The organism is Actinoplanes lutulentus, from assembly GCF_003259845.1.
GTDB lineage: Bacteria > Actinomycetota > Actinomycetes > Mycobacteriales > Micromonosporaceae > Actinoplanes > Actinoplanes lutulentus.
This window is the reverse complement of sequence record NZ_QLMJ01000010.1, coordinates 142,940-166,111: the sequence shown is the minus strand read 5'-3', so window position 1 is coordinate 166,111 and position 23,172 is coordinate 142,940. Positions and strand designations below refer to the sequence as shown.

General features: G+C 66.6%; 22 protein-coding genes, 2 tRNA genes and 1 pseudogene. 19 read left to right on the top strand and 6 right to left on the bottom strand.

The window, feature by feature from the left end; genetic code table 11:
• The first annotated feature begins 4 nt into the window (after positions 1-4).
• The 5 genes from gyrA (at position 5) to B0I29_RS22135 (ending at position 3,941) form a co-directional block, all read left to right on the top strand.
• The gene (gyrA, locus tag B0I29_RS22150; protein ID WP_111650953.1) at positions 5-2,518 is read left to right on the top strand and encodes a DNA gyrase subunit A; all 2,514 of its coding nucleotides are present in this window, start codon (positions 5-7) and stop codon (positions 2,516-2,518) included.
• A gap of 3 nt (positions 2,519-2,521) precedes the next feature.
• Entirely contained in the window at positions 2,522-3,400 is an 879-nt protein-coding gene (locus B0I29_RS22145) for a DUF3566 domain-containing protein (protein ID WP_111650952.1), read from the top strand.
• Positions 3,401-3,476: 76 nt separating this feature from the next.
• Positions 3,477-3,550, top strand: a tRNA-Ile gene (locus B0I29_RS22140).
• A 179-nt stretch (positions 3,551-3,729) separates the two neighbouring features.
• Entirely contained in the window at positions 3,730-3,858 is a 129-nt protein-coding gene (locus tag B0I29_RS46330) for a DLW-39 family protein (protein ID WP_220091386.1), read from the top strand.
• Positions 3,859-3,868: 10 nt separating this feature from the next.
• Positions 3,869-3,941: transfer RNA gene (locus B0I29_RS22135), tRNA-Ala, on the top strand.
• 75 nt (positions 3,942-4,016) lie between these two features.
• On the opposite strand, the gene B0I29_RS22130 is transcribed toward B0I29_RS22135, so the two are convergent.
• Complete coding sequence (locus tag B0I29_RS22130) at positions 4,017-4,427, bottom strand: tyrosine-type recombinase/integrase (RefSeq protein ID WP_245972672.1); 411 nt, start codon at positions 4,425-4,427, stop codon at positions 4,017-4,019.
• A gap of 306 nt (positions 4,428-4,733) precedes the next feature.
• Between B0I29_RS22130 and B0I29_RS47830 the strand changes: the two genes are divergently transcribed.
• The 4 genes from B0I29_RS47830 to B0I29_RS22115 all read left to right on the top strand — a co-directional run bounded on the left by B0I29_RS47830 (position 4,734) and on the right by B0I29_RS22115 (position 8,784).
• On the top strand, positions 4,734-5,276 hold the full coding sequence (locus B0I29_RS47830; protein ID WP_111650951.1) for an aminoglycoside phosphotransferase family protein: 543 nt from the start codon (positions 4,734-4,736) through the stop codon (positions 5,274-5,276).
• Between the two features lie 335 nt (positions 5,277-5,611).
• Entirely contained in the window at positions 5,612-6,013 is a 402-nt protein-coding gene (locus tag B0I29_RS45255) for a hypothetical protein (protein ID WP_146616857.1), read from the top strand.
• The gene (locus B0I29_RS22120) at positions 5,991-7,514 is read left to right on the top strand and encodes a tetratricopeptide repeat protein (RefSeq protein WP_111650950.1); all 1,524 of its coding nucleotides are present in this window, start codon (positions 5,991-5,993) and stop codon (positions 7,512-7,514) included. The genes B0I29_RS45255 and B0I29_RS22120 overlap by 23 nt, the downstream gene beginning before the upstream one ends.
• 394 nt (positions 7,515-7,908) lie before the next feature.
• A complete protein-coding gene (locus B0I29_RS22115; RefSeq protein ID WP_146616856.1) occupies positions 7,909-8,784 on the top strand; it encodes a hypothetical protein in 876 nt (291 codons plus the stop codon).
• A gap of 241 nt (positions 8,785-9,025) precedes the next feature.
• Here the strand turns inward: B0I29_RS22115 and B0I29_RS22110 are convergent, their stop codons facing one another.
• A complete protein-coding gene (locus B0I29_RS22110; protein ID WP_111650948.1) occupies positions 9,026-9,799 on the bottom strand; it encodes an LPXTG cell wall anchor domain-containing protein in 774 nt (257 codons plus the stop codon).
• A 102-nt stretch (positions 9,800-9,901) separates the two neighbouring features.
• On the opposite strand from B0I29_RS22110, the gene B0I29_RS22105 reads away from it, so the two are divergent.
• The 5 genes and pseudogenes from B0I29_RS22105 to B0I29_RS47825 form a co-directional block, all read left to right on the top strand.
• The gene (locus B0I29_RS22105; RefSeq protein ID WP_146616855.1) at positions 9,902-10,267 is read left to right on the top strand and encodes a hypothetical protein; all 366 of its coding nucleotides are present in this window, start codon (positions 9,902-9,904) and stop codon (positions 10,265-10,267) included.
• Positions 10,268-10,353: 86 nt separating this feature from the next.
• Positions 10,354-11,757 (top strand): polyprenol phosphomannose-dependent alpha 1,6 mannosyltransferase MptB, encoded by a 1,404-nt coding sequence (mptB, locus tag B0I29_RS22100; protein ID WP_111650946.1) that lies wholly within the window; start codon positions 10,354-10,356, stop codon positions 11,755-11,757.
• Positions 11,754-12,653: a glycosyltransferase 87 family protein gene (locus B0I29_RS22095; protein WP_111650945.1), complete on the top strand. Its 900-nt coding sequence runs from the start codon at positions 11,754-11,756 to the stop codon at positions 12,651-12,653. Before mptB ends, B0I29_RS22095 begins: the two co-directional genes overlap by 4 nt.
• A 74-nt stretch (positions 12,654-12,727) precedes the next feature.
• A complete protein-coding gene (locus tag B0I29_RS22090) occupies positions 12,728-13,399 on the top strand; it encodes a DUF6461 domain-containing protein (protein ID WP_146616854.1) in 672 nt (223 codons plus the stop codon).
• 95 nt (positions 13,400-13,494) lie between these two features.
• A pseudogene (locus B0I29_RS47825) lies at positions 13,495-13,821 on the top strand (NUDIX domain-containing protein); the annotation flags it as partial.
• Between the two features lie 74 nt (positions 13,822-13,895).
• Here B0I29_RS47825 and B0I29_RS47820 read toward each other — a convergent pair.
• Positions 13,896-14,318, bottom strand: a complete 423-nt coding sequence (locus B0I29_RS47820) for a hypothetical protein (RefSeq protein WP_425452336.1) — start codon at positions 14,316-14,318, stop codon at positions 13,896-13,898.
• Between the two features lie 158 nt (positions 14,319-14,476).
• Here B0I29_RS47820 and B0I29_RS22080 point away from each other — a divergent pair, with 158 nt between their 5' ends.
• Positions 14,477-15,025, top strand: coding sequence for a YbaK/EbsC family protein (locus tag B0I29_RS22080; RefSeq protein WP_111650942.1), 549 nt, complete (start codon positions 14,477-14,479; stop codon positions 15,023-15,025).
• Positions 15,026-15,076: 51 nt separating this feature from the next.
• Here B0I29_RS22080 and B0I29_RS22075 read toward each other — a convergent pair whose 3' ends face one another.
• The 3 genes from B0I29_RS22075 to B0I29_RS22065 are packed head-to-tail and all read right to left on the bottom strand — an operon-like array spanning position 15,077 to position 16,584.
• The gene (locus B0I29_RS22075) at positions 15,077-15,718 is read right to left on the bottom strand and encodes a DsbA family oxidoreductase (RefSeq protein ID WP_111650941.1); all 642 of its coding nucleotides are present in this window, start codon (positions 15,716-15,718) and stop codon (positions 15,077-15,079) included.
• A 1-nt stretch (position 15,719) separates the two neighbouring features.
• On the bottom strand, positions 15,720-16,154 hold the full coding sequence (locus B0I29_RS22070) for a SufE family protein (RefSeq protein WP_111650940.1): 435 nt from the start codon (positions 16,152-16,154) through the stop codon (positions 15,720-15,722).
• A gap of 40 nt (positions 16,155-16,194) precedes the next feature.
• The gene (locus B0I29_RS22065) at positions 16,195-16,584 is read right to left on the bottom strand and encodes a CBS domain-containing protein (protein ID WP_111650939.1); all 390 of its coding nucleotides are present in this window, start codon (positions 16,582-16,584) and stop codon (positions 16,195-16,197) included.
• A 169-nt stretch (positions 16,585-16,753) separates the two neighbouring features.
• Here B0I29_RS22065 and B0I29_RS22060 point away from each other — a divergent pair, with 169 nt between their 5' ends.
• From B0I29_RS22060 to B0I29_RS22045, 4 genes are all read left to right on the top strand, one after another.
• On the top strand, positions 16,754-17,524 hold the full coding sequence (locus B0I29_RS22060) for an SGNH/GDSL hydrolase family protein (protein WP_111650938.1): 771 nt from the start codon (positions 16,754-16,756) through the stop codon (positions 17,522-17,524).
• A gap of 38 nt (positions 17,525-17,562) precedes the next feature.
• Positions 17,563-18,462: a sulfurtransferase gene (locus B0I29_RS22055; protein ID WP_111650937.1), complete on the top strand. Its 900-nt coding sequence runs from the start codon at positions 17,563-17,565 to the stop codon at positions 18,460-18,462.
• Between the two features lie 67 nt (positions 18,463-18,529).
• The gene (locus tag B0I29_RS22050) at positions 18,530-20,263 is read left to right on the top strand and encodes an HSP90 family protein (protein WP_111650936.1); all 1,734 of its coding nucleotides are present in this window, start codon (positions 18,530-18,532) and stop codon (positions 20,261-20,263) included.
• 2 nt (positions 20,264-20,265) lie between these two features.
• Entirely contained in the window at positions 20,266-23,166 is a 2,901-nt protein-coding gene (locus B0I29_RS22045) for a tetratricopeptide repeat protein (RefSeq protein ID WP_111650935.1), read from the top strand.
• Positions 23,167-23,172: the final 6 nt, after the last annotated feature.

Here is a 23,172-nt window from a genome sequence, read left to right as displayed (position 1 = left end):
AACAGTGACTGACACTCCCGAGCCCCCGGACGGCGACGAGATCCAGGACGATGCCGGCGGCGGTGTGAGCCAGCGCGTCGAGCCGGTCGGCCTCGAGGTCGAGATGCAGCGTTCGTACCTCGACTACGCCATGAGCGTCATCGTGGGCCGCGCGCTGCCCGACGTCCGCGACGGCCTCAAGCCCGTCCACCGCAAGATCCTGTACGCGATGTACGACGCCGGCTTCCGGCCGGACCGCGGATACGTCAAGTGCGCGCGCGTGGTCGGCGACGTGATGGGTAACTACCACCCGCACGGCGACTCGTCGATCTACGACGCCCTGGTCCGGATGGGTCAGCCGTGGTCGCTGCGGTACCGGCTGATCGACGGCAACGGCAACTTCGGTTCACCGGGTAACGACCCGGCCGCCGCCATGCGGTACACCGAGGCGAAGCTGTCCCCGCTGGCGATGGAAATGCTGCGGGACATCGACGAAGACACCGTCGACATGCAGGACAACTACGACGGGCGTACCAAAGAGCCGACGATCCTGCCGGCCCGCTTCCCGAACCTTCTGGTCAACGGCTCCGAGGGCATCGCCGTCGGCATGGCCACCAAGATCCCGCCGCACAACCTGCGCGAGGTCGCGGCGGCCGTGCAGTGGTGTCTGGACAACCCGGAGGTCGACGAGGCCACGACGCTTGAGGCGCTGCTCGAGTTCGTCAAGGGCCCCGACTTCCCGACCAAGGGTCTGATCGTCGGTCAGCAGGCGATCCAGGACGCGTACCGCACCGGTCGTGGCTCGATCCGGATGCGCGCGGTCGTCGAGGTCGAGGAGGACCCGCGTGGTCGTCCGTGCCTCGTGGTGACCGAATTGCCGTACCAGGTGAACCCGGACAATTTGGCCGAGCGGATCGCCGAGCTGGTCAAGGAAGGCAAGCTCACCGGCATCGCGGACATCCGTGACGAGTCCTCCGGTCGTACCGGTATGCGCCTGATCCTCGTGCTCAAGCGCGACGCGGTCGCCAAGGTCGTGCTGAACAACCTCTACAAGCACACCCAGCTCCAGGAGACCTTCGGCGCGAACATGCTGGCGCTGGTCGACGGCGTGCCGCGCACGCTGAACCTGGCCCAGTTCATCCGGTACTACGTCGAGCACCAGATCGAGGTCATCCGCCGGCGGACCGCGTACCGCCTGCGCAAGGCCGAGGAGCGCGCGCACATCCTGCGTGGTCTCTCCAAGGCGCTCGACATGCTCGACGAGGTCATCGCCCTGATCCGCCGTTCGCCCACTGTGGAGGATTCGCGTCAGGGCCTGATGCAGCTGCTCGACGTCGACGAGGTGCAGGCCACCGCGATCCTCGACATGCAGCTGCGCCGCCTGGCCGCCCTGGAGCAGCAGCGGATCATCGACGAGCTCGGCCGGATCGAGATCGAGATCGCCGACCTCAAGGACATCCTCGCGAAGCCGGAGCGGCAGCGGGCGATCGTTTCCGAGGAACTCGGCGAGATCGTGCAGAAGTTCGGGGACGAGCGGCGCACCCAGATCATCCCGTTCGACGGCGAGGTTTCGATGGAGGACCTCATCGCCCGCGAGGACGTTGTGGTGACCATCACACGAACTGGTTATGCGAAGCGCACCAAGGTCGATCTGTACCGGTCGCAGAAGCGCGGCGGCAAGGGCGTGAGCGGCGCATCCTTGCGTCAGGACGACATCGTCTCGCACTTTTTCGTCATCTCGACCCACGACTGGATCCTGTTCTTCACGAACAAGGGCCGGGTATACCGGGCGAAGGCGTACGAACTTCCCGAAGCCATGCGTGTGGCCAAGGGACAGCACGTCGCGAACCTGCTGGCGTTCCAGCCGGACGAGCAGATCGCCCAGATCATCCAGATCCCGGATTACCAGGTCGCGCAGTACCTTGTGCTCGCCACTAAGAATGGGCTCGTGAAGAAGACGCGCCTGGAGGAATTTGACTCCAACCGCAGCGGTGGCATCATCGCCATCAACCTGCGGGAGGATGACGAATTGGTGGGCGCGGCGCTGGCAGCACCCGAGGAAGATCTGTTGCTGGTCTCCAAGAAGGCGCAGGCCATCCGCTTCAACGCGACCGATGAGGCTCTTCGCCCCATGGGTCGTGCGACCTCCGGTGTGATCGGCATGCGGTTCAGTGACAACGACGAGCTTCTCGCCATGGAAGTGGTGCGCGAGGGCATGGATGTGTTGGTCGCCACTGACGGTGGGTATGCGAAGCGCACGCCGATCGAGGAGTATCCGGTGCAGGGCCGTGGCGGCAAGGGTGTGCTGACCGCCAAGATCACGGAGCGACGTGGTGGACTTGTGGGTGCTCTGGTGATCAGCCCGGAGGATGAACTGTTTGCCATCACCAGCAATGGTGGTGTCATCCGGACTCCCGTGAAGCCTGTACGGCGCACGAGGGATCGGAACACAATGGGGGTCAAGCTGATGGACCTCCCTGAAGGTGTAACCATCGTGGCGCTTGCTCGCAATGCCGACGAGCCTGACGAACAGGACTAGTTGATGCCGGAGACACAGGCGAAGTCGGGGGGCCCGGGAAGCTCAGCGACTCCGGACGATGCGGCGAAAAAGGACGCAGCCGCAGCGAACGGACGCGAGTCCGCAGGGCGCGCCGCTGTCCCCGCCGATGCCCCGACCGCGCCGAAATTCACTCGGGCGCCGGGCATGGCACCGCCGCCGGGTGACCCGGCCGGCGACGGCCAGGCCGCTGACAAGCGGCCAGGCGGTCCGTCCGTCGTGAAGGGCTCGGCATCCGTGCCGGTCGTCACCAAGGGCAAGGGTGCGGCGCCGGGGGCTTCCCAGGGACGTCCCACTGGTGCACCCGCACCGGGTCAGGGCCAGACCGGCCCGCAGCGGCCATCTGGGACCGCCGCGCCGGCCGCGCCAGGCGCGGCCAAGCAGCGTTCCGGTCCGCCGGCCGCGGGATCCGCGGCGGTCGGTGCCGCCCGTGTCTCCGAGGCGGTTCGTTCCGCGCGCTCCACGGTCTCCTCGGCCGCGGCACGCGGACCCCGCAGGGCCCGGCTCAACCTCAAGCGGATCGACCCCTGGTCCGTCATGAAGTTCGCGTTCGCAGTCTCGATCGTGCTCTTCATCGTGGTTGTCGTCGCGACCTCGGTGCTCTACCTCGCCCTCGACACCATGGGCGTGTGGAGCTCGGTCAACAACAGCCTCAAGGACCTCGTCACCGCCAGCGGCGGCGCCGAGGCCAGCTCCGGCGGCTCCTTCCGGATCACCGCATGGGGCGTGATCGGCACGTCGATGCTGATCGGCGCGGTCAACGTGGTGCTCTTCACCGCGCTGGCCACCCTCGGTGCGTTCATCTACAACGTCTGCGCCGACCTCGTCGGCGGCGTCGAGCTCACGCTCGCCGAGCGGGACTGACATCTGGTCGGGTTGCGAGCCACCCCCGCTTTGGAGGCTCGCAACCCGATGCGGTAACGTTCACCCCGCAGTTGAGGGGGCTATAGCTCAGTCGGTTAGAGCGCAGAGCTGATAACTCTGAGGTCGATGGTTCGATTCCATCTAGCCCCACGATCGTGATGGGTGATCTGTGTTGGTGAGTTTCCACCAACCAGGTCACTTTCGTCATGTCTGCCGGGGGGGCCGAGCCCCCCGAACCCCCCACGGTGCGATTCGCTTGCGCTTGCTGGTGGGTTGCGGTTTGCTTTTGTACGGGGTTCGCGTGCTCGTATTTCCGAGGGGATGTGCTCGTGCTGAAGAAGCTTCTGATCGTGGCCGGTGTGGCTGGTGCTGCTTACCTGGTTGTGAAGAAGGTCAAGGCTTCCAGCGACGAGCGTGCCCTGTGGCACGAGGCCACCACTTCCCCCGACCTTCGCTAATCAGCGAAACGGGGCCCTAGCTCAACTGGCAGAGCACCGCCTTTGCAAGGCGGGGGTTAGGGGTTCAAGTCCCCTGGGCTCCACTTTTCTGGTCCCTGACCAGGCAATTCTGAGTTCCAAGATCTTTGGGACCATCTCGGGACCATCTCGGGACCACTTCACTGGTGGTCCCACCGGCCCGCAGCGGCCGACTTCAGCACCTCTCCGACCACTCCACGGCGGCGCTCACGGCGCGGCCAGAAGTGGACGTAGGTCTCCAGGGTGATCTGGAGTATGGAGTGCCGTAGCGCTCTCTGAACCTCCTTCGGGTCCGCGTGATTCGTGATCAGCGTGGTCGCGAAGCAGTGCCGCAGCGCGTGGAAGCCGCCGTGTTCCTCGGGCCAGCCGGCGGCCCGGCGCCACTTCACCCACTCAGCCGACCAGGTGCGGTCCGTGAACGGATTGCCGTGCACGGTGGTGAACAGCAGCGGCACCGCGCGCCGGACCGGGCGACCGGTCGTGATGTCCGGCATCCCGACCTCGACCGGCGGGTATTCCTTCACGTGGTACTCCAGCGCGGCGGCGACCATCGGGTCCAGGTCGAGGGTGCCGGCGGCCGGGTCGAAGGTGCGGACGCCCTTGGGCAGGCTGAGGTAGAACCCGCCGTACCGAAGCAGCCGACCTGTGGGCCGCGCACGTCGAGGAGCAGTTCCGGGCGATCTGCGAGCGCTACCGGGCCACCCCGCGTGAGGTGCTGTCAGCGCGGTACGGGTTCGTGGTCGCGGTCGACACCGCCGACGGCCCGCTTGTGATCCGCAGCAGTCCCGACCCGCACGAAGCGATCAAGCCGCTGTTGCGGCCGCGCTTGCTGACCTGGGCGCCGCGCCGCTCCCCGTGTGCACGAAACGCTCACTACGGATCACTGCACCTGGACTGTGCTCGACCGGGTGCTTCCAGGCACACCTCTCAGCCAGGCCAACCCAGCCACGGTTGATCCGCGTGCGCTTTTCGAGCCGCTGGCAGCGATGGCCGATCAGGCGGCGCCCCGACCCGACAGGCCCTCGATTTTTCATTGGCTTCGTGAGCGGCTCGAAGACGACCACCTTACGGACCTCCGGCCGGGCACATCCGTTGCTCCAGCAGGAGAGCGGGAGACCGCCTTGGCGCTTCTGGACGATCTGGGCCGCGATCACCGTCCCGCCCTATGCCACGGCGACGCCTCAAGCGGCAATATCATCTCCAGCGGTCTACGGGATTGGAAGTACATCGATCCACGCGGTATGAGCGGCGAGCACACTTACGACGTTGCGGTTTTGGTCATTAGGATTCGGTCAGCCCGGGGGTCGCCAAATATGACTCGCCGGATCGCAAGTTTGACCCAAGTTGCCCTCGACAGGCTCGACGCTTGGACGGCGGTGGCCTCAGCCGCACGCGTGTAGTTTCGGGACGTAGACCAGCTAAAACGGTCATAAGGCGGCCATATCCACGGCCGCCCCAGCCTCATCAGAGGCGAGTGAACCAGCCCTGTGCAGTGAATTACCGAGTTGCTCTAGTAGATCGACGATGGCGATGGGGAAGCGCAGGTGAGCACGTACGGGTGCTGCCTGGAGGACGTGTTGCCGACGCAGGTCCCCTCGATCATCCGCGTCTGGCACGATCGAACACTATGGCGAGTCAAGCAGCGGGCCCGAGTGACCAAAAGCGGTCTTGGCTGTTGCCCACACTCGTAGGCCTGGGCGTCTGGCTAACAGCTGGACTCGGTTTCGTCATCAACATGGCGACTGACCTGGTGCCAGAGTCCTGGGAGAACTGGGAGCCCTACCCATGGGTAGTCGGTGGAGCAGTCCTTGCGCTCTCAGGACTTGCAGCATGGGTGGCGGCAACCGCTCAGCGTCGGGAGCTGGATGCCAGCCCTAGCGCTACCTTGGGCCAGGACAGTAGTCAGCAATCGGGTGGCATAGCAGTAGGTATAAATCAAGGCACTGTGGTATATACCGAGCCGGAAAAACCTACCCAGGGCGGTCCAATGCTTCGAATCAACCGCTGGGATGGCACAAAGTCGGAGTCGGTCGAGATCTTCAGTGAAGAGCTGGCAATAGCTTATCTACAAATTGAATCGACCTGGAAGCGAAACGGTGAAACCGGCGAGGGCCATGATGACCGATCCAATGTCTGATGTTCTAGCACGGGTCGAGCGGTTTCGTCGCCAGGTAGAGGAAGCGAATGAAGGCGATGCCACAGAGCTTTCGAACCTGCTTGCTGATTTGCCCGAGTCTGTTGATAGGGCGCGTGTCGCAAGCGAAATGCGAGGGCGCCTAACCGCGGTTGCGGAAGCGTTGCGGCAATGGCTCTCTACCGCCCAGGGAGGCGAGGGTGCAGCCGCTGAAAGTGCTGTGGACCTAATGGCAGATATCGCCTCGGCTCTCCGAGAGTTGGGCGATCCATCTGAAGCCAGGAGGCTCTTGGAGCTGGTATTAGAGGAACGTCGAGAAAAGCTTGGCGAGAATAATCGCAGCACTCTTACGACAAGAAACAACCTCGCTGCTGCTCTCCGCGATCTAGGTGATTTCTCGAGCGCTCGGCGGATCTTCCAGGAAACCCTTGATGCTATGCGTCGGACTTTGGGAGAGGAGGATCCGGAAACGCTTACAGCAAAAAGCAATCTTGCCACCGCACTAGTCGATGCAGGAGATGTTACAGCAGGCATTGACCTACTTTCGGATACCTTGCAAGCGCGGCAGAAGGTTCTCGGCGCTGAGCATCCGGACACGCTTGTAACCAAAAGTAACCTGGCTGCTGTCCTTTTGCGTGCCGGTCGACCGAATGATGCCACTCCATTGTTGCGCGAAACTTTGCAAACAAGGGAGCGAATTCTAGGCGAAACTCATCCGGTCACCCTAACAACTGTGAACAACTTGGCACTATCGCTGGCGAATAGCGGTCACGATGTAGAGGCTTCTGCTCTCATGGATAGCGCTATTTCCGCGCTTCTTGAGGCTTATGGGGAAGATCATCCCGACACGCTCGCTGCCCTTAATAATAGGGCGACGATGGCTGCCCGGACGGGTGAACACGTGCTCGCTGAGGAATTATTGCAACGTGCGTTGGTGGGGTATCGCCGAATACTCGGCCCTGATCATCCTTCATTTCTTACCTCAATGAACAACCTTGGTGTTGAACAGAGGAGCCTCGGAAATTATGCGCAGGCGAGGGAAACGTTTGAGGAAACTGTGCGCGCCATGCGTAGGGTTTACGGTCCTTCGCATCCATCCACTCTTCGTGCTATGAGTAATTTAGCGGCAGTGTTGAATAGCCTTGGGCAGGATGATCTGGCGGAGCCAATACTTCGAGATATTCTGGCGACGCGTTCTCAAAATCATGACCCAAACCCCTCGGATAGGGTTGCGGCTCTCTTGCGCCTTTCGGCAATTATCACTCACCGGGCTGGTGAGAATGGCGGTGCTGAGGTTGCCGCGGTACGGAGAGAAGCTATTCCGTTCATGGAGGAAGCGGTGCGGCTTGCTAAATGGAAGTATGGCGATGATTCGGAGTTCACCGTTGAAGTTGTTAGGCTGCGAAACGAGCTGACTAGGTCGGTAGCAGACTTCGAAAACGAGGAGCGGGCGGATTCGGAAGAGCTTAATGATGACGCGGCTGGCTCGAACAAAGAATCTTGATCGACTAATACTCTAGCTGCGGCGAAGAGGATCCGGGATCTGGATTCCGGTTGGGTGATGTTGCCGAATTTGCCTGTACTGGATCAAGGCGCCGCGCAAGCGCGGCGCGGGCCGGTCGCACTCGGCCTGCTGGCGGGCTCCGCCCGGCATCGGCCGGCGCGCCGGCCGATTGCTGTGCGAGCAGAGACAGTGCGACGCCTCCGGCGGGGGCACTCGGACTTCTGGGATGAATGCCATCCCGACCACCGACGACCCAGGCGAAGCCGAGCAGGTCTGGGCCTGGGTGGCAAGGTCGTTCGTCCGGTTGGGCGCTCCACCTTGTCACCCAGGCCCAGACCTGCTTCACGGTGTGTGGGTCGACGGCGGACGGGATGGCGGGCGGTACGCTGCCGCGATGTCGGACTTCCTGGGACGGGTCGGCCAGCTTGGCCGTGACCTGTGGGATTGGATCGGGGGCACAAACCCAGATGCTTGGGCTGCGGGTGCCGGTTGGACTACTGCGGCGATCGCTTTAGTGGCCAGCATCGCGGCTTTCCGCCAAGTACGCGAAGCGCGAACACTCCGAGAAGAGCAGGCACAGCCCTACGTGGTTGCCTTCATGGAGGCCAGCCAGACCAGCCAGCACATTGTGGAGCTGGTCGTGAAGAACTTTGGTACGACAGTGGCGCGGAATGTGCAGATGGACTGCCAACCTCCTCTGAAGCGAACGTCTTCCGGTAAAGACGCCACCGAGGAGGTCAGGGTATTCGAGTCCTTGCCCGTCTTGGTGCCTGGACAGGAATGGCGCATTTTCTGGGATAGCGGTGTTTCGAGGAAGGATGCGAACCTGCCTGATAGATACGAGGTGACGCTTCGCTATCAGGATTCGCATGACAAGAACATGCCGCCTACGCAGGCGATTCTTGATTGGGGCTTCTACAAGAGCCGAATGTGGGTGGAGACGTTCGGAACGCACCATGCCGCGAAGGCTCTTCGCGAGTTGAGCTCTTCGGTCAAGCAGTGGACCGAATCAGACGGCGGGCTAAGCGTCTTTGTGCGAGACGGCGAAATCGAGGACGAGCGGCGCCGCGCAAGGAATGCGGAGATGTACGCAAGGCTAGAGGCACTCAACGCGCTTCAGGTGGAGGGTGGGGGAGACGACGTTGAGGACGCACTTTCCGCTCCCGCTAACGAGGATGCAGTCGCAGAGGGATCACCTGACAGTGAAGGGCCGACGGAACGGCCGACGGGAAATGGCGATGTGACCGGCGACCGAGTACAGCCAGCGTGAGAAGATCATCCGGACCATATCGGGACCACATAAGCCCGCAAAGTGATGTCAGATGACGAGCTTTGATCTAAGACAACAGCAGCTCACACGACGGTTCGCTACTGAGAAGCCGATGATCTCGCCTTTGGGGTTCAAGTCCCCTGGGCTCCACTTTCAACGCCTCTCACCAGGCGATTTCGCGAGAGCTTGCTCAATGAAAAACCCCAGGTCATTGACCTGGGGTTTTCTCATTGCGGGCCGGTTAGGCCACGAAGCGGGAACGGCGGCGGCGGCCGATCAGGTAGCCGGCTCCGCCGAGGAGCAGTAGCGCGCCGCCTACGCCGGCCATGGTTCCGGTGTCGGTACCGGTCACGGGCAGTCCACCGTCTTCGCCATCCTCGCCGGCGGGAGCGTCCGTGCTGGCGGAGGGCGTAGCAGCAGGTGTGGCAGTTGTCGTGGCGCTGGGACTCGTGCTCGCCGTGGCGCTGGGACTGGTGCTGGGCGTGGCGCTCGGTGTGGTGCTGGGCGAGGCGCTTGCCGTCGGGGTGGGCTGCGACGCGCAGTCGAGGGCGCGTGCGGTGTACAGATCCTCGTTCAGGTAGGTCAGGAAAGCGTCGATGGTGCCGTTGCCGAGCACCTTCTGTGCGGCAGCCTGCACGTTGGCGCCGGCGTCGGTCATCGTTCGGTTGACCGAGATCCGCAGAGCCACCGTCCAGGCGGTCTGCACGCCCTTCTTGAGGAAGGCACGCAGGTCGTCCGCGGTGCCGTCCAGCCGATCCTGGATCGCGCCGGGCAGGACGGGCAACGAGTCGGTTTTCGCCGCGGCCAGGATCCGGTTGGCGACAACCCGGATCTCGACGTCCGTGGCAGTTTCCAGGTCGATGGTGATCAGCTCGCGGATGTCTTTGAAGAGCTTGCGCTCGACCGTTTGGCAGGCCGCGTCGAGCCCCGGAGTTGCGGCCTGTGCCGTCGCCGGTGCCGCAGGGATCAGTAGGGCCAGCGCCACCACGCCGCCGGCCAGAATCATTCGTCGCATCTAGGTCTTTCCCCCGTTGAAGGCCAAAGCCCGCAGATACTAGCGTCGATGGACGGAGAGGTTCCAGCGTGTCCGGCCGGGTCGCGGCACTATCGTGGCTGGGTGGATCAGGGTGAGCAGACGCAGGCCAGGTGTTCCGGCGACCATGAGATCTTCAAGGAGCGACCGTTTCCGTTTCCCGGGGACCGCTTTCCTGAGGACCTGGGCGCGGTCATCCAGCGGACGGTTTCGGACGGTGCCGAACCGGCTCGGGAGGTCATTCACCTCGATGACAACGGCTGGCTTGTCAGCGACGGCGTGAACGACTGGAACGCGCCGGGTGCCGTTCAGGTGGCTTGCCTGACTCACCTCGTCGACCTCGACCCCTCGGTGGAGCAGGTGGCGAACCTGCCGCTGGGACATGTGGCATTCCGCAAGGACGCCAGAAGTCCGTGGACGGTCGAGCCGTTCGCCGGCCTGGAGGATTAGGCAGCCGCCGGCGTGTTCAGGTCGGCTGGGGTCCACTTTCAACTCCGGTTGGTCGGTTCGACACTCTTCGTTGAAAGAGTGCGGCCGTGTTCAGCGATCATGGCGCGCGGCAGCTTGCCTTCTCGCGTGTCGCCGGGGCGGCCGGCTCCTCTCTGATTACCGGGGGCGGGTTCGCCGCCGGCGCGCTTCCGGTCGGGGTCACCTTCGTGACCGAGGTCCGGCATGCCCGGGTCGGTCTGGTCTGTGTTTACAGCGGGCTGGCGCTGCTCCTTCTCGCCTGGTGGTGGTACGGGCGAGTGACCAGGAGCACACCCGACGAATCCTGCCGGACACACTGGCAGACCCTGGCTCTCTGGGGCGCGCCCTTCCTCATCGCCCCACCACTGTTCAGCCGGGACGTCTACAGCTACCTCGCACAGGGGCTGATGATCGATTCCGGTCTGGATGTGTACCGGTACGGGCCGGCGGTGCTCGGCGGCGCCTTTGCCGAACAGGTGCCGGCGATCTGGCAGCACACCCCCAGCCCGTACGGTCCGGCCTTCCTGATCGTCGCTGAGGCCGTCGCCGGGCTCTTCAGTTCTCACATGGTCGGCGGGGTCATCGCGATGCGTCTCGTCGCCGTCGGCGGGCTGATCCTGCTGGCCGTGGCACTCAAGGCTCTCGCTACCTCCGCCGGGGTGAGCCCTTCGGCCGCTACCTGGCTGGCCGTGCTGAACCCGCTGGTGCTCATCCACTTCATCGGCGGGGCGCACAACGACGCGCTGATGGCCGGCCTGCTCGCCGCGGGGCTGGCGGCAGCTGTTCGAAATCGGCCGGTTCTCGGTGCGGTACTGGTTGCCGGAGCCGCCCTGATCAAGGCGCCGGCCGCCCTCGGCCTGGTGGCCGTGGCGGTGATCTGGGCCGGCCGGCTGCGCGGTTCCTGGCCGCAGACCAGGGCCTCGGTGGCGGTCGGCTTCACCGCTGCCCTCGCCACCGTGCTGATCACCGCGGTGGCCGGAACCGGGTACGGCTGGATAACCGCCCTCGGCACTCCGATCACCGCCGGGAACTGGTCGCTGACCGGGCTGCTCGGCAGATGGAGCGCGACGATGGCCCAGGACGCCGCCGGCGCCGAGCTCATGCACAGCCTGTGGCGCGGCACCGGCCTTCTCGCCACGCTGATCGTGGCGGTGCTTGTCTGGATTCACCGGGCCCGCCTCGGACCCGTCTATGGGCTCGGCATCGTGCTGGTGGCGCTGGTGCTTTTCGGTCCCGCCATCCGTCCCTGGTACCTCGTGTGGGGACTGGTGCCGATCGCCGCGGTGGCAGTCGGGCAGGGCGTTCGGCGTACGCTCGCTGGGGTTTGCGGGTTGTTGGTTTTGATGGTTCTGCCGGATGGATTCGCGGCGGACGGCGACCGGCTGATGTTGGCTCTGCTCGGTGCGTTTCTGGGTGCCGGCGCATTTCTGGTGGCGCGGACCGCCGCCTATTCCAGGGCGGTCGCGCAATGAGGGGCCGCTGGTTTCTCGTGCTGTTCGCGGCGGTTGTTGTCGGCGTTTTCACGGTTACCGTGCCGACGTTTCGCGAGTTCTTCGACCTCGGCGTCTACCGCGGCGCGGTGCAGCACTGGTTGCTCACCGGCGAGGATCTGTACGCGTTCCGCTACCAGGAATCGGTGTACGGCTTCACCTATCCGCCGTTCGCCGCCCTGGTTCTGAGTCCGTTGGCGCTCACTTCGTGGCCGGTGGCGGTGGCTGTTTCGCTGATCGTCAACGTGTTCTGCGTGATCCTGTTGCTGCGCTGGTTTCTTCCGCCCGCGCTGCGCCGGATCAGCTGGCTCAGCGCCCTGGCATTCCTCGCGGTGCTGCTTTTCGAACCGGCTCGGGACACGTTCAGTTTCGGTCAGGTCAATCTCGTGCTGCTGGTCCTGGTCACGGCTGGTCTGCGTTATCCCTGCTGGGCCGGCGTCGGCATCGGCCTGGCCGCCGCGATCAAGCTCACGCCGGCGGTCTTCGTCGGTTACCTGCTGCTGACCCGGCAGTACCGCTCGGCGGCGATCGCTGTCGGTACCGCTGCCGGCGCGACCGTTCTCGCGGCCCTGATCGCGCCGCAGGCGTCCCGGGTCTTCTGGACCGAGGCGCTCTGGGACACGGGCCGCGTCGGCAAGCTGGAGTACGTCTCCAACCAGTCGCTGCGCGGCGTGGTCGCCCGGCTGGACGTCTCGTCGGTCTGGTGGCTGGTCGCCGTCCTGATCGTGGTCGTCTGCTGGGTCTGGTGGCTGCGTGGGAACGGCGCGGCGAATCCGGCAGTCGCTGTCGCGCTCACGGTTGGGATGCGTTCCTCGGCAGCAACCTTTACGTCTGGGCGACCGTGGCGCTTGCGGTGGCCCTGGTCGCGCCGAACCTAAAGCCGAACTTCAAGCCGAAACTCAGAGCGAGAGCGGGTCAACCGCGCGGGCGAAGCTTTGGTTGACTGTTGATCGTGAAACGCCGCTCCATCCTTCTCCTCGTCGCTCTCGCCGGCCTGGCCGGCTGTGCTGACACGGGCGCCACCGTGCCCGACGTCAGTGCCTCCGCCGTGCCGGCCGACGGCTATACCTGGCCGCTGCGGGAATCGGATCTCGCCGCCGGCTTCTGCTTCACCCTCGTCCAGGACCTCACCCCGAAACAGGTGATCGACCGGCTCGGCGGCAAGGAGCTGGAACGGGTCGAATGGCCGCAGCTCGTCGGACCCGGTGACGGCGAGGTCGACGCCTCTCAGCGGTACTTCGTCGGATTGGCGCGGCTCGGCGACTGGACCGTGATCGTCGAGGACGCCGGTGAGCTCGGTGTGACCCGTGAGATCGTGCGCCCGTTGTCGAAGGGGCGCAGCCTGTTCGCGTACCGAAGTGATGTTGCCGGGCACGGACGCCTGCTGGTGCTGCAGGACGGCGAGGTGCTTCTCGACTTCGATTCGGTGGCTCCGGAGCGCTGGGGCGGCAGCCGGCCAGGCGACTTCGTTCCCGCCATGCGGGCGGCCGGCCTCATCGGGGGTACGGACGTGACGGAACCCACCGGACCCGCCCTGTCGTTCCTGGCCGACCGCACCGGCATCGCGCTGACCCGGGAACTGTTGACCGAACGGACGTATCTGCTGGTCACCGTTCCGAAGTAAAGATGACTATTTGCCCGTTCTTCGATGGATGAAGTCATCCACAGAGGAATGAATGAGTTCTGCGCCGCACAGCTCCTGCGGTTAGCCTGCGATTCGTGACCGAACGAAGACGGGCCGCTGCCGTGATCGTCAGGGAAGGCCGTGTGCTGATGGTGCACGAGCGAAGCCGGCGATCAGGCGGCGGCGAGTGGTGGACCCTGCCAGGCGGTGGTCTGCGTCCGGGCGAGACGGCCGAGGAAGCGTTGCACCGCAAGGTCTTCGAGGAGACCGGGCTGGTGGTCGGCGACGCCCGATACGTGCTGGAGATGCCGTACCCATCCGGCATGACATCGGTTTTTGCGGTGACGGTTGCGGACGGCGAACCACGGGCCGGTCACGACGACGGATTCGGGCCGGAGCCGCTCGGGGTGGACTGGCTACCGGTGCCCGAGCTGCCCATCGAGACGAGCGGGGTGCCGGTGCCCCCGCTCATGGTGGTGCTGCCGACCCTCGACGATCACACCGACGGCGTGGCATCCGCGGCGGACGGTTCCACGGCGACAACCGGGTCGACCGGGCCGGCCGTCGGCGACGGGACGAACGGCGTGGCAAGCGTGCGGAGACGCTCCACGACGAAGTAGGCGCTCGCCGCCGCGTACCCCGGGGAGAGCACGCAGCCGAGGATGAGCACCGGCCGGGAACCGACACCGATCAGGGCGGCGGCGCACACCGCCCAGCAGGCGAGCAGCACCGCGTTGACGGTGTCGTACCGGCCCCAGTCGCGGGCGCGGCGACGGGCCTGGCGCTGGATCTCGACGACCAGGGCGTGTGCCATCACTGCCGCGAGCAGGGTGAGCAACAGGGTCGCAAAGATGGAACGGTGGCCGCCGGCTACGGCGACCAGGGCAGTGGCACCGGTGAGCAGGGCGAGGCCACTCACGGTCCCGACGCGTGCTTTCCTTCGGTCCTCCACAAACCCAGACGGTCGGCAAGATCTGCCGGGACCTGAGGAATCGCGCCCGGTCCTCGACACGGCGGCCGATATGTGGGGTCCCGGTGGTGCACGACCCCCGGTCCGGGGAAAGGATGACGGACATGATGGGAAGCCTGAAGACCGAATCCGCACAGTCCCGCCTGGATCTGCTCGCTCCGCCGGTCGCGAAGGCCCTGGCGGTCTGGCCGGTTGAGGCGCCGATCGACGCCGACCAGGTGCTGGTCGCCCCGATCGATGCGGGCCTGGCGGACACGGCCGCCTTCTGCGAGGCGTACGGGGTGAGCCTCACCGAGTCCGCGAACTGCGTGATCGTCGCCGGCCGCCGTGGCGACGTCACCAGGTACGCCGCCTGTGTCGTGCTGGCCACCACCCGGGCCGACGTGAACGGTGTCGTCCGCAAGTACCTCGACGTCCGCAAGGCGAGCTTCGCGTCGATGGACGACGCGGTGTCGCTGACCGGCATGGAGTACGGCGGCATCACGCCGATCGGTCTTCCGGTGTCCTGGCCGATCCTGGTCGACTCGCGGGTGATCGCCACCCCGCACGTGATCATCGGATCCGGTGTGCGGCACAGCAAGATCGCGATCGCCGGCCCGGCCCTGGGTGCACTCCCCGGAGCCGAAGTGATCGACGGCCTCGCCCGCGAAGCCTAGATCCGATGACGGACGTCGATGTCGTTTCACGTGGAACGACATCGACAAGCGTCACGCTGTTGCGTCGGCGGCTTCCCGGCGGGTGATTTCCTCGAAAGCGGCGAGCAGCGTCGGCGCCTCCTGGGCGCCCTGAACCACGAACTTCCCATCGATGACGAAGGTCGGCACGCTCGAAATCCCGAGCTCGCCGGCCTCCTTCAGATCGGTGTGAACCGCCGCGCTGCCCGCGTCCGACTCGAGGTGGACCAGGGCCGCCGTCTCGTTCAGGCCGATCCCGCCGGCCACCCGGGCCAGCGCCGCCGGCGAACCGATGTCGACGCCGTCGGTGAAGTGGGCGACCTGCAACGCCTCCAGCATGTCGGCCTGTCGTTCGTGGGTCGCCGCCCACGCGATCAGCCGATGCGCCGCGAACGTGTTGGCCGCGATCGCCCGGTCGAAGTCCAGGCGCAGGCCCTCGCCGGCGGCGATCGAAGTGACGTGCGTGAACATCTGCTCCGCGCGCGCCGGGCCGCCGAATTTCGCGGCCATCACCTGCTTGATCGGCAGCGGCTCGGGCACCGGTCCCGGGTCGAGCTGGTACGCCCGATAGGTGATCGTGACAGCGTCGTCGAAGTCGGCCACGGCTCGTTCCAGCCGCCGCTTGCCGATGTAGCACCACGGGCACACGACGTCGGACCAGACCTGGATGTCCATGTCACGCCTCCGAGACGGCAGCCGCGACCTGGCGCTTCAGCCGTCCCAGGATCGCCGTGCCACCGCGGATCCGCAGCGGGCTGATCGCCTGGGCCAGCCCCATCCGGGCGTAGAGGTCGTCCGGCACGGCCAGGATCTCCTCGGCGCTCGCCCCGGCCAGGCCCTCGGCGAGGATGCCGGCGAAAGCGCGGGTGGTCGGCGCCTCAGGTGGGCAGTCGAAGTGGGTCACCACGGTCCCGTCCGGCTGCACGAGGGCCTTCAGGAAGAACTGGGTCTGGCACTCCGGCACCTGCTCCATGCCCTCGTGGCCGGCCAGCGACTCGGGCAGGGGTGGCACCGCGTCCGAGAACTCCAGCAGCATCTCGAGCACCACCTCGCGCGGTGCGGAGGCGAAGTCGTCGACGATCTCGGCGAGCTTGGGCGGCATGTCGGTCACCCGATCGACCCTACGCGGCCGATCAACCCGGTGGCCTGTCTCAGGCGGCTGCCGAGGCGGACAGGAGGGCAACGTCACTGAGGCTGAGGATGCCGACCACGTTGCGGTCCGCGTCGCAGACCAGGAGACGGCGTACGCCCCGGTTGCGCATGGCCGTTACCGCTTCGTCCACGGTGGCGCTCTGCTCGACCATGATCAGTTCCCGGGTGGCGATGTCGCCGAGGCGGGTGGTCTCCGGCGGCAGGTGCTCGGCGACCGCCCGGATCACGATGTCGCGGTCGGTGACGATTCCGGCCATCGTCGGTCCGTGCGTCACCACGACGTCGCCGATGCCCTGGTCGCGCATGGCCTGGGCGGCCTCGTCGAGGCTGGTGTCCTCCGGCAGGTAGACCACCCTGCGGGTCATCGCGTCCGCGACGGATCTAGCCATGTTCCCCACCCCCTGAACGCGGTTACGAAACGGTTACCCGGCGTCTCCGGTGATTACACACCTGATCGTCCACAAGGGTCCATGTCGTCAGCGTCACGTAGACGAGACATCCCTGTCGGGTGGAAAACTGACGAGGCAACCAAAGCTGAACTTCCGTTAGGGGAGAACGATGGCCTGGCGCAGCTTCGTGGCAATGGGGGACAGCTTCACCGAGGGCATGTCCGACGCGTACCCGGACGGCACCTATCGGGGGTGGGCTGACCTGGTCGCCACCCGGCTCGCGGTCGAATCGGGGCCGGCTTTCGGGTACGCCAATCTCGCGATCCGCGGCCGCCTGCTCGAACAGGTGCTCGCCGAGCAGCTCGAACCGACCCTGGCGATGCGACCGGACCTGGTCAGTTTCGCGGCCGGCGGCAACGACATCCTGCGACCGAAAGCCGACGCGGCGGCGCTCGTGGCCCGGATCGAGCCGGCGGTCGCCCGGATCCGGGCCGCCGGCGCCGACGTGGTGCTCTTCCGGTTCGCCGACGTGGCAGCACACATCCCGGGTGGTCAGCGGATGATCGGGGCCCGTGCGGCAGCGCTCAACGACGGGACCCGGGCGATCGCCGAACGGCACGGCGCTCACGTGATCGACCTGTTCGCGGACGAGGCGTACCTGCATCCGACGATGTGGAGCGCGGACCGTCTGCACCTGTCCGAGCTCGGCCACCGCAGGGTTGCCGGGCACGTGCTGAACGCGCTCGGCGTCGGCGTCGAGGAGGACTGGATGCTGGTGCCGCCGGCGCCGCAGCCGACTCCGTGGCGGCTGGCCCGCAGCGCCGACCTGAAATGGGCCCGCGAGCACCTGGCCCCGTGGGTGAACCGCCACCTGCGCGGACGTTCCTCCGGCGATCTCGTCTCCGCGAAGCGTCCAGCACTGGGCCCGATCAGTGAATAGAAAACGATCAGCGAGCAGGAAGCGCTAGCGTGACAAGCATGTCCGTTTCGAACGATCCGGCGCAGGCCCTTCAGGCTTACGCGCACCCCGACAAACTGGTCACCACCGAGTGGCTCGCCGAGAACCTGGAAACGCCCGGCCTCGTCGTCGTCGAGTCGGACGAGGACGTGCTGCTCTACGACACCGGCCACATCCCAGGCGCGGTAAAGGTCGACTGGCATCTCGAACTGAACGACCAGATCACCCGCGATTACCTGGACCCGGCCGCGTTTGCCGCGCTTTGCGAGTCCAAGGGCATCGGCCGTGACGACACGATCGTGTTCTACGGCGACAACTTCAACTGGTGGGCGGCGTACGCACTCTGGGTCTTCAGTCTTTTCGGCCACCGTGACGTGCGCCTGCTTGATGGCGGGCGGCAGAAATGGGCGGCTGAGGGGCGCACCCTGACCCGCGACAAAACCGTGCGAGACCGTGCGGACTATCCGGTTCCGGTCCGCAACGATGCCGCCATCCGCGCGTTCCGTGACCAGGTCATGGGGCACATCTCGAGCGGACGGCCGCTGGTCGACGTCCGGTCGCCGCAGGAGTACTCCGGCGAGCTGACCCACATGGCGGCGTACCCGCAGGAGGGTGCGCTGCGCGGCGGTCACATTCCGGGCGCGCTGAGCAAGCCGTGGAAATCCGCGGCGAACGAGGACGGGTCCTTCAAGCCGCACGACGATCTCGTCAAGATCTATGCCGACGAGCTCGGGCTCGACTCGGCGGACGACATCATCGCGTACTGCCGGATCGGTGAGCGGTCGTCGCACACCTGGTTCGTGCTGCACCACCTGCTCGGATACCCGCAGGTCCGCAACTACGACGGTTCCTGGACGGAATGGGGCAACCTGGTCCGGGCACCGATCGCCCAGGGCACCGAGCCCGGCGGCCTGAGCTGAGTCAAAAGCGGTGGAGCAACCGGGCGGGCACCGAAATTGTCGGTGCCGCCCGGTACCGTGATCGACCGTGAGCAACACGTTCCAGGTCGATCTGCGAGGGATCGTCGATCTCCTCAGCCACCATCTTTACGCGAGCCCGCGCGTCTACATCCGCGAGCTCCTCCAGAACGCGGTCGACGCGATCACCGCGGTCGGTCCCGACCACGCAGGCCGCGTGGAGATCGTCACCGGGGACGAGCTGCGCATCAGTGACAACGGCATCGGCCTCACCGAGGCGCAGGTGCACGAGCTGCTCGCCACGATCGGCCGCAGCTCCAAGCGCGACGAGCTCGGCTTCGCCCGGCACCAGTTCCTCGGCCAGTTCGGCATCGGCCTGCTCTCCTGCTTCATGGTCGCCGACGAGATCCGGGTGCACACCCGCCGTGGCGACGCCCCGCCGGTCCTCTGGACCGGTCACTCCGACGGTCGCTACGACGTCGGTCCGGGCGAGGACCGCGAGCCAGGGACCACGGTCACCCTCCTGCCGCGCCGCGGCTCAGAGCACTTCCTTGTGGGTACGACAGTGCGCGAGCTGGCCGGCCTCTACGGCTCGTTGCTGCCGGTCGCCGTGACGGTGGACGGCCGTGCCGTGACCGACGACGTGCTGCCCTGGGACCGCCCGCAGTCCGAGCGGCTGGCATACGCCGAGGCCACCCTGGGTTTCCGCCCATTCGACGTGATCGAGCTGAACGTGCCCGCCGCCGGCCTCAGCGGCGCGGCGTTCGTCCTGCCCGCCCCGGTCAACCCGGCAAGCCGCGGCGGCCACCGGGTCTACCTGAAACGGATGCTGCTCTCCGAGCACGTCGAGGGCCTGCTCCCGGAGTGGGCGTTCTTCGCCCGGTGCGTGGTGGACAGCAGCGAGCTGCGGCCGACCGCGAGCCGCGAGGCGCTCTACGACGACGGCCAGCTCGCCGAGACCCGGGACGCCATCGCCGACCAGCTGCGCGGCTGGCTGGCCCGGCTCGCCGCGACCGACCCGCGCCGCCTCGCCGCCTTCCTGCGCATCCATCACCTCGGCGTCAAGGCGCTCGCCCTGCACGACGACGAGATGCTGCACCTGGTCGAGCAGTGGTACCCGATGCAGACCAACATGGGTGAGATCACCCTCGCCGACTTCCGCACCCGGCACGGCCTGCTGCGGTACGCCGCGACCGACGACGAGTTCCGGCAGCTTGCCGCGGTCGCCGCCGCGCAGGACATCGCCCTGATCAACGGCGGTTTTGTGTACGACGCCGACCTGATCGAGCGGCTCGCCGCGGTCGACCCGGAGACCCGTGCGGAGCGGCTCGACCCGTCCGACCTGGCCACCCGGTTCCAGCCGGTGGAGGCCGAGGTTGAGCTGCGCCTGCGCCCGTTCCTCGCGGCCGCCCAGCGCCGTCTGGACAGGCTCGGCTGCGAGGTCGTGGTGCGCGCGTTCGACCCGGTCACGCTGCCCGCGCTCTACCTGATCAGCCGGTCCGCGACCTTCCAGGAAGAGTTCACCACAAGCCGCTCGCAGGCCGACGACCTCTGGGGCGGTGTGCTCGACGCACTGGCGCAGACGGTGCCGACCGACCGCCCGCAGCTGGTGCTGAACTATCGAAACCCGCTGGTCCGGCGGATCGCCGCGCTCGGCGACGACGAGCTCGCCGGCCTCGCGGTCGAGTCGCTGTACGGCCAGGCGCTGATGCTCGGCCACCACCCGATCCGGCCGGCCGACGCCGCCCTGCTCACCACCTCACTTCTCGGCCTTCTGGACCGAGCCGTTCCGGGAGAGTCCTGACCATGAAAACGGCCGAAGAGCTCTGGGGACTGCTGAACCAGGCAGAGGACTTGCCGTACGGCGCCGCACAGATCGCCCTGGTCGAGCAGGTGCTGCGGCACGTGGACGGCGCCGGCGACCCGGCCCTGGCGTTCTACACGCGCCTGTTCGCCACCACGGCGTACATGTACGGCGGCGAGCCGGTGAAATCGTTCCCCACCTTCTCCTGGTGCGTGGCCGATTTCGATCGCAAGCCCGCGCCGTACCACGAGCGGTGGACGCACAACCTGCTCTGGCTCTTCAAGAACATGGTCAACGCGCTGACCCGGTTCCCGGAGGTCCCGCTCGCCCGGACATACGTGGTGCTCGACGACATGGAGCGCCGTTACCGCGAGCACGGCCGTGGTCTGCAGGCCGTCTACAAACACCGCTACCTGGTCGCCCAGCACATCGGCGCGACCGAGGAGGCGCAGGGCTGGTTCGAGAAATGGCAGGCCGCGCCGCGCGACGAGCTCTCCGACTGCGCCGGGTGCGACCCGACCTCGCTGGCTTACCACCTGATCGGCAAGGAGCAGTTCGCCGAGGCTGTCGAGCTGGCCGAGCCGGTGCTCGCCGGTCACCTGTCCTGCAGCGAGCAGCCGCAGAGCATCCTCAGCGAGCTGATGGTGGCCTACCTGCGGTCCGGCCGCCCGGCCGAGGCGGCCGACGCCCACCGCCGGTCCTACCTGATCGAGCGGAACAATCTGGCCGACTTCGGCGGCATCGGCGACCACATCTCGTTCTGCGCCCGCAGCGGCAACGAGCACCGCGGCCTGGAGATCCTCCAGCGGCACATCGACTGGTTTGACCGCGCGCCCTCGCCGTCGTCGGCCATGTGGTTCGCCGCCGAGTCGTCGATGCTGTTGCGCCGGATTACCGAGCTGGGCCACGGCGACGTGGTGATCCGCCGCAGCGGCAAGCCGGACATCACGGCCGCCGAGCTGTCCGCGGAGCTTGCGGCGTTCGCGACCGAGACGGCGGCCAGGTTCGACGCCCGCAACGGCACCGACCACCAGGGCGAGAGCGTCCGTAAGGCGCTCATTGCTGAGCCCTACGAGTTCGCGGTGCAGCTCTCCGCGACGGCCCGTCCGACCCCGGTCGGTCCGGTTGCCGCACCGCCCCGGCCGGCTGAGGTCGTGCCGGAGCCGCCGGCTGAGATTCCAGCCGGCTCGAGCATCGCCGAGCTGCTCGATCTGGCCGAGCACTACCGGTCCGAGGACCGCGACGCCGCGTTCCGCGAGGTGATGACAGCGGTCGAGGCCGAGGTCGAGGCGCAGCTCAAGGCGCAGGGCAACGCGACGGGCGACGTGCCGAGCTACGTGCCGGGCAATGCGCCGGGCGGCGTTGTGTTGGAGCCGGCGCTCGCGGCTCGGTTGTTCAAGGCGCGTGGCTTCGTGCTGGCTGATGGTCAGCACGAGGAGACCGTCGACGCCTGGTCACGGGCTGCCGAGCTGTTCGCCGAGGCGGGCGAGGAGGGCGAGGCGAGCCTGATGCGGGCCAGGGCCGCGCTGGTGCGATCTCTGGCCGACGAGCCGACCGACGAGCTGCTCGCGGTGATCACGGCGACCGTCGCTCACCACGAGGAGCACGGCAATCCGGACAGCCGAGCGAGCGCATGGTTGCGTCTGTCGCAAATGTACCGTTTGTTAGGGCGCCTCGACGACGCCAACGAAGCCGGCGACAACGCGGACCGGTTCGCCGGGGAAACCGGTGATGCGCGCCGGTCGGCCTTCCACGCGATCGTCCGGGCACAGAACCGCGCTCTCGCTCACCGGCATGAGGAGGCTGCCGCAGCGGCCCGGCTGGCGTTCGCCTTCTACCAGGAGAACGGCCCGGCCGACTCCGGCACCGAGGCCGCTGTGCTGCTCGGTCAGCTCACCGAGTCACCCGAGGAAGCGGTGGCCGTCCTCACTCCGGCGCTCGCCACCGACCTCGGTGGCGCGGCTGTTCCCGCTCGGATCCACCGTGCCCGCGCCCTGGTGAGCCTGGACCGGCCGGCCGAGGCGATCGAGGACTACGTCGAGGTGATCGGCCTGACCGCGGAGCAGGGCGGCACCATCGACGACCCCGAGCTGATGGACCACACGGGCATCTTCGCCCGGCACGAGCTCGCCCAGGCATACCAGACAGCCGGCCGCACGGCCGAGGCGATCGAGGTGGCTGAGGAAGCGTTGCTCGGCTTCGAGCGGTTCGGCATCGAGGAGCCGGCGGTCAACTGCCGGTTCCTGCTGGCCAATCTCTACCGTGATCTCGGCGACAACACCCGGGCCCTCGACGGCTTCCGGGACCTGATCGAGCGGCTGGTGGACAACCCGGCCGGCCGCGGGCAGATCGGCGAGCAGGCCGGCCAGCTCTTGTACGACTTGGACAGGGACAGCGAGGCCGCGCTGACCTTCCGGGCCGCCGCCGAGTCGTTGCGCGAGTCCGGTGACCCGGTCGGCGAGCTGCGGGTGCTGCGCCGGCGCCTGATGGCGCTCAACTACGCCGACCAGGTCGCCGAGGCCGAGGAGCTGATCGGTGAGGTCGCCGAGCGACACAACGCTCTACCTGCCGAACTTGCCGCCGAACCGGTCGTGATCTGGGGCCGGGGGGTCTTCGCGTTCGAGGTCGGCAACCTGTTGATGCGCCGCGGACGGTTCGATGAGGCGGTGCCGCATCTGCGTGGCGCACCGGAGCGGTTGCGTGAGATCGGCGCGACCGACGACGCCGATCGGGTGACCAGCATGCTGGCCGAAGCGTTGCTCCGATCCGGCTCGGTGGACGAGGCGGAAACGATGCTGGACACGTTGCTGGCAGGCATGGATCCCGATGCGGCAAGCCGGGAACTCACGGTAACGCTGCTGGACGAGGCCCGCGAAGCCAAAAAGGGGCTGAACGACCGTTAAGTGAGG

Bases quoted from the DNA above. Each gene is read 5' to 3' on its own strand.
- B0I29_RS22130 (WP_245972672.1), bottom strand. From the start codon at position 4,427: ATGGTCGCCGCCGCGCTGGAGTACCACGTGAAGGAATACCCGCCGGTC.
- B0I29_RS22045 (WP_111650935.1), top strand. From the start codon at position 20,266: ATGAAAACGGCCGAAGAGCTCTGGGGACTGCTGAACCAGGCAGAGGAC.
- B0I29_RS45255 (WP_146616857.1), top strand. From the start codon at position 5,612: ATGGCGACTGACCTGGTGCCAGAGTCCTGGGAGAACTGGGAGCCCTAC.
- B0I29_RS22075 (WP_111650941.1), bottom strand. From the start codon at position 15,718: ATGGACATCCAGGTCTGGTCCGACGTCGTGTGCCCGTGGTGCTACATC.
- B0I29_RS22145 (WP_111650952.1), top strand. From the start codon at position 2,522: ATGCCGGAGACACAGGCGAAGTCGGGGGGCCCGGGAAGCTCAGCGACT.
- B0I29_RS22120 (WP_111650950.1), top strand. From the start codon at position 5,991: ATGATGACCGATCCAATGTCTGATGTTCTAGCACGGGTCGAGCGGTTT.
- B0I29_RS22055 (WP_111650937.1), top strand. From the start codon at position 17,563: ATGTCCGTTTCGAACGATCCGGCGCAGGCCCTTCAGGCTTACGCGCAC.
- B0I29_RS22080 (WP_111650942.1), top strand. From the start codon at position 14,477: ATGGGAAGCCTGAAGACCGAATCCGCACAGTCCCGCCTGGATCTGCTC.
- B0I29_RS22095 (WP_111650945.1), top strand. From the start codon at position 11,754: ATGAGGGGCCGCTGGTTTCTCGTGCTGTTCGCGGCGGTTGTTGTCGGC.
- B0I29_RS22115 (WP_146616856.1), top strand. From the start codon at position 7,909: ATGTCGGACTTCCTGGGACGGGTCGGCCAGCTTGGCCGTGACCTGTGG.
- B0I29_RS22065 (WP_111650939.1), bottom strand. From the start codon at position 16,584: ATGGCTAGATCCGTCGCGGACGCGATGACCCGCAGGGTGGTCTACCTG.
- B0I29_RS22060 (WP_111650938.1), top strand. From the start codon at position 16,754: ATGGCCTGGCGCAGCTTCGTGGCAATGGGGGACAGCTTCACCGAGGGC.
- B0I29_RS22110 (WP_111650948.1), bottom strand. From the start codon at position 9,799: ATGCGACGAATGATTCTGGCCGGCGGCGTGGTGGCGCTGGCCCTACTG.